The organism is Allobosea sp. Tri-44 (assembly GCF_004123845.1).
Classification (GTDB): Bacteria; Pseudomonadota; Alphaproteobacteria; order Rhizobiales; family Beijerinckiaceae; genus Allobosea.
Genome location: NZ_NBDP01000053.1, coordinates 265359 through 277999, shown reverse-complemented (window position 1 = coordinate 277999; position 12641 = coordinate 265359). Strand labels below are relative to the sequence as shown.

Below are 12641 nucleotides of genomic sequence, written 5' to 3'. Positions count from 1 at the left end.
ATGGCACAAATTACGAAGGGGATCCGGGCTGTCCTGTCGCACCCGGCCGTCTATGATTTCGCCCAGGCGCTGATGGGAGCCGGCCGCAATCGCCGCTGGATGCAGGGCGCGTTCTTCAAGGCGCGTGCCGGCGATCGCGTGCTCGATGTCGGCTGCGGCACCGCCGACATCCTGTCCGTTCTACCGGATGTCGACTATGTCGGTTACGATGTCAGCGAGCCCTATATCGAGAAGGCGCGAAGCCGTTGGGGATCTCGCGGCAGCTTTCATGCGGCCCTGCTCGACGCCGACGCCCTGGGTGGTCTTGGAGAGTTCGATCTTGTTCTTGCGACCGGCCTTCTCCACCATCTCGATGACGACGAAGTGAGGGGACTGTTCCGGATCCTCATCCCCGCTCTCAAGCCGGGCGGGCGGATCGTCACCGTGGACGGCACCTTCGTCGCTGGTCAAAATCCAGTCGCGCGCTGGATCATCTCGAAGGATCGTGGCCAGAACGTGCGGACGCCGGAAGCCTATGCGCAACTGGCCCGCGAATCGTACTCGGATGTCAAAGGGCACCTGATTCATCGGAACTGGTTCCCCTATACCTACTGGGTCATGGAGATTGGCACGCCGATCGAAGATCTTCACCAGGCCGAAATCCATTCCGGGGAGTCTGAAACATTATGATCTCTAGCGGCAGTGCTCGCGACCTGTCCGTCGTCATCCCGATCTATGGCTGCGCAGCCGCTATCTTCGAACTGTACGACCGGCTGACGAAGGCGTTGGTCGGGATGCAGGTCGACTACGAAATCATCTTCGTCGACGACGTTTCGCCGGATGGGTCCTGGGAACTGCTGCTGGAGGCCGTCGCCGGTGATTCGCGGGTGACGTTGCTGCGCCTCGCACGCAATCAGGGGCAGCATATCGCGATCTCGGCCGGCCTTGCCGAATGCTGCGGCGAGAAGGTCGTCGTCATGGATGGCGATCTGCAGGATCAGCCCGAGGCCATCCCGCTCATCTACGAAAAGGCGACCGCAACCGAAGCACCCGTGGTGTATGCCAAGCGCAAGACCGCTCACCAGAAGGGCTCGCGCGTCCTGATGGGCAAGGCTTACTTCAGATTTCTCGAATGGATCGCCGGGCGGCGGATCGATCCCGAATACGGCACTTTCACCTTGATCACGCGCCCTGTGGTCGAGGCTTACATGTCGCTGAAAGAGCCCAACCGCCACTATCTTTTCATTCTATACTGGCTCGGCTTCGCCCATGCCGAGATCGAATTCGCGCGCGAGAAACGCCCGCACGGCAGATCCTCATACAATTTCAAGCGCCTGTTCATGCACGCATTTCAGGGTATGAAGTTCTATGCTTCGTCCTTGCAGCGCTTGCTTTTGGGGGCGACCGGACTGGTCGTGCTGTCCGGCGTGGCCCTCCTGCTGATCGCGCTTCTGGGCCTCGATACCGCATCTGCGGGGATTGCCCGCAGTGCCGCTCTTGCGCTTTGTTCCTTGATCGCGATCGGTCTCGGTTCCGGACTGATGCTGGTTGGCGTGCTTGCGTTCCAGGCCTTCGAGGAGGCCAAAGACCGGCCGCTCTTCATCGTTCACAAGCGTATTCGCGGTGGCGAGATCCAGCAGCGCGATCATGGCCGGAGCGAGCGCAGGGGCACATCCCCAGCGTTGACGAGTTCGGCCGGGTGATATCCATGCGGCCAGTTCCGCTCAGCTTCGAGACAGGGTTAGGGATATGAAGGGGATCATTCTGGCGGGCGGAAGCGGGACCAGGCTTCACCCGATGACCAGGGTCACGTCCAAGCAGCTCTTGCCGGTTCACGACAAGCCGATGATCTATTATCCGCTCTCGGTCCTGATGTTGGCCGGGATCCGCGAAATACTCGTTATTTCGACGCCACGCGACCTGCCACAATTCCGCGATCTGCTCGGCGACGGCTCCGATTGGGGACTATCCCTGTCCTATGCCGCGCAGCCCCAGCCCGAAGGTCTGGCTCAAGCCTATATCATCGGCGCCGATTTCGTCCGCGGCGGGCCGTCGGCGCTGATCCTGGGCGACAATATCTTCTATGGCGCCGGATTGTCGGGTCTGCTGGCGAATGCCGTATCGCAGCCGACAGGTGCGACCGTGTTCGGCTACCGCGTCACCGACCCGGAGCGCTACGGCGTCGTCGAGTTCGACAAGGAGCGGCGCGCAATCTCGATCGAGGAGAAGCCGGCCAAGCCGCGTTCGAACTGGGCCGTGACGGGCCTTTATTTCTATGACGAGGAGGTGGTCGACATCGCGGCCTCGATCAAGCCCTCGGCACGCGGCGAGCTTGAGATCACCGATGTGAATCGGCGCTATCTCGAGCAGAACCGGCTGCGCGTCGAACTGATCGGCCGGGGCTTTGCCTGGCTCGACACCGGCACACCCGACTCACTGACCGACGCCTCGCATTTCGTCCAGGCTCTGGAGCGGCGTCAGGGCACGCGAATCTGCTGCCCCGAGGAGATCGCCTTTGATCGTGGCTTCATCGATGCCGCGCAGTTGCGCGCACTCGGTGAGCGCGTCGGCAAGAGCCCCTATGGTCGTTATCTCATCACCCTTGCCGATGGCTCTTACTAGACTGCGTCGAGTATTTTGAGACTGCCTGGAAGGGCGAAGCAGCCAAGTACGATTTAGCAATCCTCTACTGCGAGAACGCGAAATGTCAGACGAAGCCTTCCCACGTTATGGCGTCCGCGAGCAAACGCTCTCGGAAACGGCGATCGACCACGCGATCGAGCAATTGCGCCTGCTAGGCTATGCCATCGTCGACGGTGGCTATTCCAGCGAGGAGCTCGCGCTGCTGTCGCAGAAGTTCGATGCCGCCAAGCAGCAGATGGAAGAACGTTTCGGGCGCGAGCAGCTGGCGGCGATCGACGAGCACAACACGGTGCGCGTGCCGATGGTTTATGATCGCGCCTTCCTGGATCTCGCGCGCAACTCGGCGGTGGCCGAGATCTGCCGACGGATGATGGGCGAGGCATTTCTGCTCAACCAGCAGAATGGCGTGATCAATCCCGGCCGGGCCCAGCGCTATAATCAGAGCGCCTATCACCGCGACCTGCCCTATCAGCACTATGTCTCGTCGCGGCCCCTGGCGCTTAATGCCCTGTTCTGCATCGATCCCTTCACGCTCGATAACGGCGCGACCCACGTTGTGCCGGGCAGCCACAAGCAGGAGGCTTTCCCGTCCGACACCATCGTCAAGGCGCTCGAAGTCCAAGCGGTCGCGCCCGCCGGCTCCTTCATCGTGCTTGACTGCATGGTCTATCATGCCGGCGGGGTGAACCGGACCGAGACGCCGCGCCGCGCCGTCAATCACGTCTACACCATCCCGATGATGAAGCAGCAGGTCGACATGCCGACCGTTCTCGGCGACGACTTCACGCAGGACCCCTACGAGCGCAAGCTTCTCGGCTACGACTATCAGGTCCCGGTCAATATCGAGGCGTATTACGAGCAGAGGCGCGCCAAATCGGCCAAGTAGGCGGCCCGCGCGGTCTCTGCTCCTCGGGCACTTCGCTGCCATTGGCGTCTTATGGCGAGGCGGCGCATTTGCTAAAGCAGCGCGATCGCTGAGCAGAGGCAGAGTTTCAGGACTCAGCCCGAAAGCCCCGGGGTGGCAGGCATGACAGTAACAGTGCTCGCTGTCGCCGGGCGCCCTGCCGGGCTCCAGGGTAGGATGGCGAATAGCTGGATGATGCTTCCGGCTATTATCCTCCCGATCGTCATGCTGATTGCGGCATCCGGCTCCCTCGGCTTCGACCGCATCGGCGCTTCGCCGACGTCGATGCTGCAATTGCTGGAGGCGTTGCTTCCCGCATCCGCGCGCCCGGCGCCGTCAGTGGATTGGATGCCGCTGGGTCCGCTGCTGGACCTGCAGCAGTCCCGGGCGCTGACTCCCGCCGGGGCGGTGCTGCTTATCGCCATGATCCTCCAGGGTGTCGCCTGCGCGGCCGCTTTCGTCTGCGCTGCGCTGCGCTCGACCGCCCTCATGGGCCTGTTCGCCGCTTTGGCCCTGGGTTGCAATCCGGGCTGGCTATTGTTGCTGGCGCGAGCCCCCGGCACTGCGACCGGGTTTGTGGCGACTCTTCTTGTCATGGCGCTGATGGGGACGATCTGGCGGATTCAACCACGCCTTCTAACCGTCGCTGCGGCAATTGGCGTTGCGTTGCTCGTCGCGGTGACCGGCTCGATGAGCGTCGGCGCTGCCAATGCGACGGCGCCACTGCTCCTGGCCGGCGCAACCTTGGGACCTTTTCTGGGCATCCTGGCGCTGGCGTCCCGGCCGGACCAGCCAGGAACTGTCAAAGCGCTTGCCATCGGCGCGCTGGCACTGAGTCTCGCCGCCTCCATGCTCGCGATTGGCGGGGCGACCTCCTCGTCGCGCCGGCAGGTCGAGGAGGAGCAGGCGAAGCTTGTGGCGCAACGCGCTTTTCAAGACTTGCTGCGCCCCTTCGTCCGCCGCGCGGGGCATGTCATATTGTGGGACCAGACCGCGCGTGCACCTAAATTGGGGCCGGTGACCCTGTTACCGCGGCGCTTCGACATCTCGCCTTATGAACTTTCCTATGCGCTGCGCCATGTGAACTCACCTGTCGTCGTGGTGATCGCATGCGAGGAACGTTCTGATTGTTCTGCCGCGCACGGCTCTCTCGATGCGATCGAGCTTTCAACCATGGTTCTGCTCAACGGCGGCAGGCTCTCGATCGGCAGCAGGTATCTGCACTATATGGTCGTTCAGTTGCTGCCAGTGAAACCTCGATAATAGGCAAGAGCCCGGCTCAGCCGGGCGTTGCGCCCGCCTTCGGGCGAGATGCCATCTCGATGATGATGAGGTGGATGATTGGGAGATCCGGTATTTCGATCCGCGTCGCCAGCCGTTCCGACACGATGAGCGATGGTTCGAGCGACACGCGCAGAGCCCCCTCCCGGCATTCCGCTTCGGTCACGCAGAGCAACACGGCAGCGGCCGGCCGCTTCGCAAGCGCAGCTATTTGCCGGTAAAAGGCGCCCTCGAGCTTCGGCATTTCGAAGCCGAGCGATGTCAAGTCCCAGCCCATGCTGGCTGTCGCGCCGTCGAACAGCGAAAACTTGTAAACCGTTCCGGCAAAGTACAAGCCGTAGGACGAAACCGCCCTTGAGCTGGTGGCACGTTCAGCGCTTTCGCGATTGAACCAGGTCACGATGCGGCGGTCCGAGACGCCGGCCGCGACGACGGCGTTGCGAATCCTGGCCGCGAACTGGGCCTGAAGCTGCGGCTTCGCCGGATTGTCGACGGTGAGAGTGCGGGCCAGTTCGCCATCGGTGGCAGCAGAGAGGCTCAGCGCCGAGACGGCGGCCAACAGGCCGAGGCGCGCTCGGCGCAGGGCGAAGGCGATCAGCGCCAGAAGGCAGCCGCCAAGAAGCAGCGCCCAGACGAGATCGAACCGGACAGCCGCATCCCACCTCCAGACCGGAATTAGGACGAGCGCCAGCGCCGCTGCGAGCGCGAGGTCCCTTCTGGCACTGGCGTCGCGTCCAATACCGATCAGCGATGCGCAGAGCGGTATGAAGATCATGAGGAGATAGCTTGCATAAAAGCGGAACTGCAGCACGCCCCGCTGATGAAACTCACCCAGCGCGAGGATACCCAGGGCGATACAGCTGATGGGCAGGAGGCCATCGATCCGGCGATCAGGACCGATGGCCCTGCGAAGCATGATCGCCGCCAGCACGACCGCCAGTGTGAGCGGCACGAGAACCGCACGGGGCGCTTCTGGCAGCCAGACAGAAATCGGCAGGGCGAAGCTCGAACCCGGCGCGCTGAACATGCGCGTGCCGGCTTCGGCGCCGGGAAGAAGAAAGAGGAATGGGCCTCCCAGCCAGAACGAAACCAGCCCAAGCAGGACGAGGCTGACGAGACCACCGCAGAACGCTCCCAGCATCGCGATCGATAGGCGGCGCCAACCCGTCGCGCCGGTCAGGAAAATCATGAAGATGGCGGCACTGGCGAAAATGCCCGGTACCGGATGTGTCGCCACCGCGAAGCCCGCCGCCGCACCGGCGGTGAGTCCACGCACGGCTTCCGATCCACCGGGGCGCCTCGACAAGGCCGCAGCGATCCCGAGTAACGCGAAGGCGCTGGCGAGGCCGTCGACGTAACCCTCGGCGAAGCATCGGATCCAGACCGGGCTCAAGGCGAGGGCCAGAACGAAAACCAGACGCAGGCTCTGCCGGGGGATGCTCGCCCGGGCCACGCACAGCAAGGACCCAAGCCCGATCAGATAGCACAGGTTGACAAGCACTTGCTGCGCTAGAACCGGCTCGAAGAGCCGGTAGCTCAACCAGCCCAGAAAGATAAACGGAACCCGGGTGCTGTGGTAGTTCGCGCCGTAATCGGCAATGTTCTGGACCAGATTCTGGAAGTTGAAGATGTAGAGTCCCGGGTCTACCCAACCCATTGGCGGAAAAAGATTGTACAGGCCGGAATTCAGCGCGAGCAGGCAGATCACTGTCAGAATGGCAAACTCGCCCAGCCATGACGTATCGGGAACTGTCCGGTCGCTTTGGGTACGAGCCACCCGATCCATAGGCGGTTCGCTGGGCGCAATCTCACGTCGCACAAGACACCTGTCCGAAAAGCTCATGAATACAATCGCACACCCGAAGGGTCGCGGCTTCGGGAAGGTCGGACCAGATCGGCACGCGGACGAGGCGGTTCACCGGATCGTATGTGACGGGCAGATCGCCATGAGCGTGCCCGAAATGCAGGCCCGCTGGGGACGAATGCAGCGGCACAGAATAGTCGCTGCGCAGCGATGATGCGGAAGAAGTTTTACCCTTAGCATCCAGCGCGACAGAGGCCCACCGACTCCCCTCGACTAGTATAGCCTTCAAATGTGCCTTCCCTCGACGGAAGGTTCTTTGCACACATGAATTTTTCCACGGTAAGCGGTCATAAATTATCTATCTCCAGAGCCCGCTATCATGAACCCTAATTGCAGTTGGAGAAGCAAACGCGGTATCGTCGTCGAACTAAATCTGCCTTGATCAACAAGCTGCCGCGGCGCTGTTTCGCGACCACGTCGTCGCGCATACAGCATTCCTCCACGAAAAATGTACCTAACGTAACGAATGTTGCCGCGCAACGCCGCTGGCACAGATCGATGGCCATGTCAGCGGCCTGGGCGCGGAGTGTCATCGCGAGCTCGCCATGGCCGCCGACGAGATGAGCCCGGCACTTCACCGCCTTCCTGACGCAAGCGCGCTCCAATGACGCCGCCATCTGCAAGGACGGTATGATTGCCAACCCGGCTTGGGCAGCGGAGGCTCAGGCCTTTGTCGCCTGGCACGATGTGGTTTGGGTTCATGCCTACACCGACCTGACGAAAGCCGAGGCCGGCGAGCGCGATCAGCCTGCCATAGCGGAGATCGTTGCCGAGATGCGGCGATCGGCTCGCCAGGCTGCCGGCCCTAACTGATTGCGGTGATTAGTGCCGGTCTGTTTAGCCAGTGGCGGCGCCAGGAGAAGCGCCTATCACCGAGACTTTCTTGGATGGATCGGCGGGGGCATACTTCAATTTGCGCCCCAATCGTCGAAAGAAGCTCTCGAAGTAGACCGTCGAGATTGTCGCGAGACCGACTGAGACAAAAACCACGGCGGTCGCGATCCCAAGATCTCTCCACGACACAAGAGTCGGCACTTGGCCCGCGACGAAGCCATGCATCAAGCCGTTGACGGCTTGATGATACATGTACAGGGGGTAAGAGACCAGACCCGCTGAGACGATCCATTTCCCTGACAACAGGCGTCTATAAAGGCCGTCAGATATGTAGATGCGCAGGATCGCGTAGGCGCATCCGGCGGCAACAAACGAGTATTGTATGGTCCATGGCGCGCGCCAGATGACGCCGGTTAGCGTCACGACCAGTAAGAGAGCCAACAAGTCGAGCCAACGACGCCAGCGCCTCGCCAGAGCGAGCGTATCGGGATTCCGTACCGCCATAGCGGGCATCATCGTTGGCCCGAAGTCGAATTCACAAATGCCCTGAAGACGACCACTCAGCCACCGGCACGCCCGAAAGGGCTCGGGACAATCACACCAAGCCTATCAGCCTGTCCGACTTCAAGGTCCCGGGCGACAAAGACGGCAAGGGTGGCGCCGGCTCCGGACGCCCTCGACAACGACGGCAAAGACCTCATCGCCAGCGAACAGCGGCGTGAGGCCCTCGAAGCCGAGATGGAGGGTAAAGGCACCTTCGCGAAGGCGAAAGCCCCGCGAGGCACTTGAACTCGAGATTGCGGCAACGGCCTGCGCAAGGCCATTGCCGCACAGCAGGCACAGAGCAGCAAGCCACCGCCCATGAGCTGACATCTGTCCGAGCCATCGGACACTTGAGGAGGTGGAGCACGACACCCGCGCAGCAAGCAAGCCGCAGATGGCGGATTCAGCGATGATGAAGTTGCAGGCTGGCTCGATGATGTCCCACCAGATTCTGAAGTGGGACAAGAAAAGGAGAAGAGCCCTATAAAACAGGCTCATTTGGCCGCAATGGCGCTCCCATGGGGAATCGAACCCCAGTTTTCGCCGTGAGAGGGCGACGTCCTGACCGCTAGACGATGGGAGCAGCGCGGCAAGGCCGTCCGTATAATCGCCGCCGGCTCGCGCTGCAAGCCCTTCTATGCAGCCGAAGACGAAAAACCTGCGGGCAGAAAAGCGCTACCCGCAGGGGCTGTTGGCCGCCTTCAGCCGGCGGCGTGCGAGCGCTCGGCCGGCGCGAGCGCCGGATAGTCGGTGTAGCCCTTGGCGTCGCCGCCATAGAAGGTCGCGACATCCGGCGTGTTGAGCGGGGCGTTCACCCTGAGCCGCTCCGGCAAATCGGGATTGGCGATGAAGAGCCGGCCGAAGGCGATGAGGTCGGCCTCGCCCTTTTCCACTGCCTCGATGGCGAGATCGCGGGTGAAGCCGTTATTGGCGATGTAGGCGCCGCGGAAGGCCTTGCGCAGGGCCAGGTAGTCGAAGGGCAGGTAGTCGCGCGCATCGCGCGTCGCGCCCTCTACGACATGGATGAAGGCGATGCCGCGCTTGTCGAGTTCGGCGACGAGATGGCCGAACAACGCCTGCGGATCGGTATCGCGGGAATCATTGGCCGGGCTCACCGGCGAGATGCGGATGCCGACGCGCTCCTTCGGGAACACCTTGGTGACCGCATCGATCACCTCCAGCGTGAGGCGCACGCGGTTCTCGATCGAGCCGCCATAGGCGTCCTGGCGCTGGTTGGAGCCGTCGCGCAGGAACTGGTCGAGCAGATAGCCATGGGCGCCGTGCAGTTCGATGCCGTCGAAGCCTGAGGCCTTGGCATTCTCCGCCGCCCTGACGAAATCGGCGATGATGCCGGGGATCTCGTCGAGGCCGAGCGCACGCGGCTCCGAAACCTCGGCGAATCCGCTCTCGATATAGGTCTTGGTCTTGGCCAGCACGGCAGAGGGCGCGACCGGCGCCTGGTTGCCCGGCTGCAGCGAGACATGGCTGACGCGCCCGACATGCCAGAGCTGTGCGAAGATCCGCCCGCCCGCCTCGTGCACGGCGTCGGTCACCGCCTTCCAGCCGGCCACCTGCGCATCGCGATAGATGCCAGGCGTCCAGATATAGCCCTGGCCCTGCTGCGAGATCTGCGTCGCCTCGGTGATGATCAGGCCGGCACCGGCGCGCTGGCGGTAGTACTCGACATTGAGCGCGTTCGGCGCATCATCGTGCTTGTTGGCGCGGTTGCGGGTCAAAGGCGCCATGGCGACGCGGTTCTTCAGTTCGAGATCGCCGAGGCGGAACGGCGTGAACAACTTGTGTGAGGTGGCGGAGGCACCGGCATGACTCATCGTGGCGATCCTTGTCGCGAGGCGGCCATAAGGCCGAGGGAGGCATCCATGGCGCCAGCCGCCGTCATGCGGGCCAGAGCCGTCGCAGGGAACATAGGCGACATGGCAGGATTTGGCAGGGCCCGCTTTGCCCTGCTCGCGAGAAAGCGAAGATGCTCTCTTCGCGGACCGCGTGGCGCATGAGCCTTTCCGAAAATCCCGAAAGGGCAGGAAAAACCCTCTCCCTGCGCTGGTTGCGTCGCGGGCGCAGCTGGTTGCGCACCGGCGCGACAAGCGTCGTCAGCCTCGTCTACCCGCCTTCATGCGTGAGCTGCCGGGCTGCCACGAGCGAGGCACAGGGCCTGTGCGCCCAGTGCTGGACCGGACTCAGCCTGATCGAGCGGCCCTATTGCGAGCGGCTCGGCACGCCGTTCGAGGTCGATCTTGGGCCAGGGCTGATCTCGCCGGCCGCGATCGCGGACCCGCCGGTCTTCGCCCGGGCGCGCGCCGCCTGCCGCTTCGACGGCACGGCGCGCGAGCTGGTGCACCGGCTGAAATATGGCGACCGGACCGAGCTTTCCCTGATGCTCGGGCGGATGATGGCGCAAGCCGGCCGCGAGGTGATCGCTGACGCCGATCTCATCGTGCCGGTGCCGTTGCACCGCTTCCGCCTCTGGACCCGGCGCTTCAACCAGGCCGCGGCGCTGGCGGTGACGATCGCCCGGCAATCGGGGCGTCCTTTCGCGCCCCAGGCGCTCACTCGCGTCAAGCGGACGAAGCAGCAGGTCGGACTGACAAGGGCACAGCGGGCCGACAACCTCCAGGGCGCCTTCAAGGTCCTGCCCACCATGCGCCCGCAGGTCGAGGGCCGGCGCATCCTGCTCGTCGACGACGTGCTGACCACCGGATCCACCGCCAATGCCGCATCGCGCGCGCTGCTGCGTGGCGGAGCGAGCGCGGTCGACATACTGACCTTCGCCCGGGTCGTGACGGAAGCGTGACGGCTCCCTATATTGCAAGGCGAAGCATTCTTTCAGGATAGGCCGATGCCGCAGGTCACGATCTACACCACGGGCTGGTGCCCCTATTGCCATGCCGCCAAGGCACTGCTGACCAGGAAGGGCGTCGCCTTCGAGGAAGTCGGCGTCGATGGCAAGCCGGCGCTGCGCCAGGAGATGACGGCCAAGGCCGGCGGACGCACCTCGGTGCCGCAGATTTTCATCGGCGGGCGCCATGTCGGCGGCTCGGACGATCTGCACGCGCTCGATGCGCGCGGCGAGCTCGATCCGCTGCTGAAGGCGGCCTGACCGGAGAATGCATATGACCGCGCCACGCTTCACCGCAGCCTGCGTCCAGATGCGTTCGACGCGCGATCCGCTGCGTAATCGCGACGACGCGGTGCGCCTGATCCGCGAGGCGGCGGCAGCCGGCGCGCAATTTGTCCAGACGCCGGAGGTCACCAATCTCTGCGAGCGCGACACGAAGCGCCTGCGCGAGATCAGCCAGGGCGAAGAGCAGCACGAGGTGCTCGCTGGGCTGCGCGAGGCGGCTCGCGAGGCGAAAACCTGGCTGCAGATCGGCTCGCTCTCGGTCAGGGCCGGAGAGAAGATCGCCAACCGCGCCTATATGATCGATCCCGCCGGCGAGATTGTCGCGCGCTACGACAAGATCCATCTCTTCGACGTCGACCTGCCCAATGGCGAGACCTGGCGCGAATCCAACACCTTCTCCGGCGGCGACAGGGCAACCCTGGTCGAGACGCCCTGGGGGCTGATCGGGATGTCGATCTGCTATGATGTCCGCTTCCCCTATCTCTACCGCGCCGAGGCCGAAGCCGGGGCCTTCATGCTGACCGCGCCGGCCTGCTTCACCCGCCAGACCGGCGAGGCGCATTGGCAGGTGCTGCAACGGGCCCGCGCCATCGAGAACGGCGCGTTCATGATCTCAGCGGCGCAAGGCGGCCTGCACGAGGACGGCCGCGAGAGCTATGGCCACTCGATCATCGTCGATCCCTGGGGCCGCGTCCTGGCCGAGGCGGGCAACGAGCCCGGGCTGATCATGGCGCAGATCGATCTCGCGTTGGTCGCGGACGCCCGCCAGCGCATCCCGACCCTGCGCCACACCCGCTCCTTCGCGGTCGAAACCCGCAAGGGCGAGCAGCCGCGGCTCGACGCGGCCGAGTGAGCATGGCAGCAAAACTTGCCGCGGGACGGCCGCGCCCCCATTTGCAGCCGTTACCCGGCTTTGAGTTGAAATGATCCGTTACACCCTGATCTGCGACAACGCCCACGAGTTCGAGAGCTGGTTTGCCAATTCCAGCGGCTTCGAGGAGCAGGCGAAACGCGGCTTCGTCACCTGCCCGGTCTGCGACAGCGCCAAGGTCGAGCGCGCCGTGATGTCTCCCGCCGTGGCCCGCACCGACCGTGGCCGGCGCCCGGCTGAGCCTACGCCTGCGCCGGAGGCTGCCGCGCCGTCGTCCGCCCACGCTCCTTCCCCTGCCCCCGTCGTCCAGCCGGCCGCGCTGATGGGTGAGAAGGAGATGGCGTTTCGCGCCATGCTGACCGCTCTGCACGAGCATGTCGCCGCCAACGCCGAGCCCGTCGGCAAGAACTTCGCCGAGGAGGCACTGAAGATCCATCACGGCGAGAGCGAGAGCCGCGCCATCTATGGCGAGGCGAGCGCCGAGGATGCGCAGATGCTGCATGAGGAAGGCGTCGAGTTCCTGCCGCTGCCGCGGCTGCCGGAAGGGCGGAACTAGCTACCTGCTCGGAAGACCCTTGCC

13 protein-coding genes and 1 tRNA gene are annotated in these 12641 nt (G+C 63.8%); 10 read left to right on the top strand and 4 right to left on the bottom strand.

Translation table 11 applies throughout. From position 1 onward, the window contains the following. The 5 genes from B6S44_RS26415 to B6S44_RS26395 all read left to right on the top strand — a co-directional run bounded on the left by B6S44_RS26415 (position 1) and on the right by B6S44_RS26395 (position 4789). On the top strand, positions 1-669 hold the full coding sequence (locus B6S44_RS26415; protein ID WP_129159837.1) for a class I SAM-dependent methyltransferase: 669 nt from the start codon (positions 1-3) through the stop codon (positions 667-669). Beyond that, entirely contained in the window at positions 666-1682 is a 1017-nt protein-coding gene (locus tag B6S44_RS26410) for a glycosyltransferase family 2 protein (RefSeq protein WP_129159836.1), read from the top strand. Before B6S44_RS26415 ends, B6S44_RS26410 begins: the two co-directional genes overlap by 4 nt. A gap of 46 nt (positions 1683-1728) precedes the next feature. Beyond that, positions 1729-2601, top strand: a complete 873-nt coding sequence (gene rfbA / locus B6S44_RS26405; RefSeq protein WP_129159835.1) for a glucose-1-phosphate thymidylyltransferase RfbA — start codon at positions 1729-1731, stop codon at positions 2599-2601. Positions 2602-2683: 82 nt separating this feature from the next. Next, the gene (locus tag B6S44_RS26400; protein ID WP_129159834.1) at positions 2684-3508 is read left to right on the top strand and encodes a phytanoyl-CoA dioxygenase family protein; all 825 of its coding nucleotides are present in this window, start codon (positions 2684-2686) and stop codon (positions 3506-3508) included. Between the two features lie 210 nt (positions 3509-3718). After that, positions 3719-4789: a hypothetical protein gene (locus B6S44_RS26395; RefSeq protein ID WP_129159833.1), complete on the top strand. Its 1071-nt coding sequence runs from the start codon at positions 3719-3721 to the stop codon at positions 4787-4789. 16 nt (positions 4790-4805) lie between these two features. On the opposite strand, the gene B6S44_RS26390 is transcribed toward B6S44_RS26395, so the two are convergent. After that, a complete protein-coding gene (locus tag B6S44_RS26390) occupies positions 4806-6593 on the bottom strand; it encodes a hypothetical protein (RefSeq protein WP_129159832.1) in 1788 nt (595 codons plus the stop codon). Between the two features lie 708 nt (positions 6594-7301). On the opposite strand from B6S44_RS26390, the gene B6S44_RS26385 reads away from it, so the two are divergent. Then, a complete protein-coding gene (locus B6S44_RS26385; protein WP_129159831.1) occupies positions 7302-7484 on the top strand; it encodes a hypothetical protein in 183 nt (60 codons plus the stop codon). A 24-nt stretch (positions 7485-7508) separates the two neighbouring features. Here B6S44_RS26385 and B6S44_RS26380 read toward each other — a convergent pair whose 3' ends face one another. The 3 genes from B6S44_RS26380 to B6S44_RS26370 all read right to left on the bottom strand — a co-directional run bounded on the left by B6S44_RS26380 (position 7509) and on the right by B6S44_RS26370 (position 9880). After that, on the bottom strand, positions 7509-8009 hold the full coding sequence (locus tag B6S44_RS26380) for an acyltransferase family protein (RefSeq protein WP_129159830.1): 501 nt from the start codon (positions 8007-8009) through the stop codon (positions 7509-7511). Positions 8010-8556: 547 nt separating this feature from the next. After that, positions 8557-8631: transfer RNA gene (locus tag B6S44_RS26375), tRNA-Glu, on the bottom strand. Positions 8632-8749: 118 nt separating this feature from the next. Beyond that, complete coding sequence (locus B6S44_RS26370) at positions 8750-9880, bottom strand: alkene reductase (RefSeq protein WP_129159829.1); 1131 nt, start codon at positions 9878-9880, stop codon at positions 8750-8752. 179 nt (positions 9881-10059) lie between these two features. Here B6S44_RS26370 and B6S44_RS26365 point away from each other — a divergent pair, with 179 nt between their 5' ends. From B6S44_RS26365 to B6S44_RS26350, 4 genes are all read left to right on the top strand, one after another. Beyond that, the gene (locus B6S44_RS26365) at positions 10060-10860 is read left to right on the top strand and encodes a ComF family protein (RefSeq protein ID WP_129159828.1); all 801 of its coding nucleotides are present in this window, start codon (positions 10060-10062) and stop codon (positions 10858-10860) included. Between the two features lie 45 nt (positions 10861-10905). Further along, positions 10906-11166, top strand: coding sequence for a glutaredoxin 3 (gene grxC, locus B6S44_RS26360; RefSeq protein ID WP_129159827.1), 261 nt, complete (start codon positions 10906-10908; stop codon positions 11164-11166). Positions 11167-11179: 13 nt separating this feature from the next. Next, complete coding sequence (locus tag B6S44_RS26355; protein WP_129159826.1) at positions 11180-12043, top strand: carbon-nitrogen hydrolase family protein; 864 nt, start codon at positions 11180-11182, stop codon at positions 12041-12043. A gap of 70 nt (positions 12044-12113) precedes the next feature. Then, positions 12114-12617 (top strand): DUF1178 family protein, encoded by a 504-nt coding sequence (locus B6S44_RS26350; RefSeq protein WP_129159825.1) that lies wholly within the window; start codon positions 12114-12116, stop codon positions 12615-12617. Positions 12618-12641 lie beyond the last annotated feature (24 nt).

Excerpts from the sequence above, each read along its gene's own strand:
- B6S44_RS26415 (WP_129159837.1), top strand. The coding sequence starts at position 1 with ATGGCACAAATTACGAAGGGGATCCGGGCTGTCCTGTCGCACCCGGCC.
- B6S44_RS26410 (WP_129159836.1), top strand. The coding sequence starts at position 666 with ATGATCTCTAGCGGCAGTGCTCGCGACCTGTCCGTCGTCATCCCGATC.
- rfbA (WP_129159835.1), top strand. The coding sequence starts at position 1,729 with ATGAAGGGGATCATTCTGGCGGGCGGAAGCGGGACCAGGCTTCACCCG.
- B6S44_RS26400 (WP_129159834.1), top strand. The coding sequence starts at position 2,684 with ATGTCAGACGAAGCCTTCCCACGTTATGGCGTCCGCGAGCAAACGCTC.
- B6S44_RS26395 (WP_129159833.1), top strand. The coding sequence starts at position 3,719 with ATGATGCTTCCGGCTATTATCCTCCCGATCGTCATGCTGATTGCGGCA.
- B6S44_RS26390 (WP_129159832.1), bottom strand. The coding sequence starts at position 6,593 with ATGGATCGGGTGGCTCGTACCCAAAGCGACCGGACAGTTCCCGATACG.
- B6S44_RS26385 (WP_129159831.1), top strand. The coding sequence starts at position 7,302 with ATGATTGCCAACCCGGCTTGGGCAGCGGAGGCTCAGGCCTTTGTCGCC.
- B6S44_RS26380 (WP_129159830.1), bottom strand. The coding sequence starts at position 8,009 with ATGGCGGTACGGAATCCCGATACGCTCGCTCTGGCGAGGCGCTGGCGT.
- B6S44_RS26370 (WP_129159829.1), bottom strand. The coding sequence starts at position 9,880 with ATGAGTCATGCCGGTGCCTCCGCCACCTCACACAAGTTGTTCACGCCG.
- B6S44_RS26365 (WP_129159828.1), top strand. The coding sequence starts at position 10,060 with ATGAGCCTTTCCGAAAATCCCGAAAGGGCAGGAAAAACCCTCTCCCTG.
- grxC (WP_129159827.1), top strand. The coding sequence starts at position 10,906 with ATGCCGCAGGTCACGATCTACACCACGGGCTGGTGCCCCTATTGCCAT.
- B6S44_RS26355 (WP_129159826.1), top strand. The coding sequence starts at position 11,180 with ATGACCGCGCCACGCTTCACCGCAGCCTGCGTCCAGATGCGTTCGACG.
- B6S44_RS26350 (WP_129159825.1), top strand. The coding sequence starts at position 12,114 with ATGATCCGTTACACCCTGATCTGCGACAACGCCCACGAGTTCGAGAGC.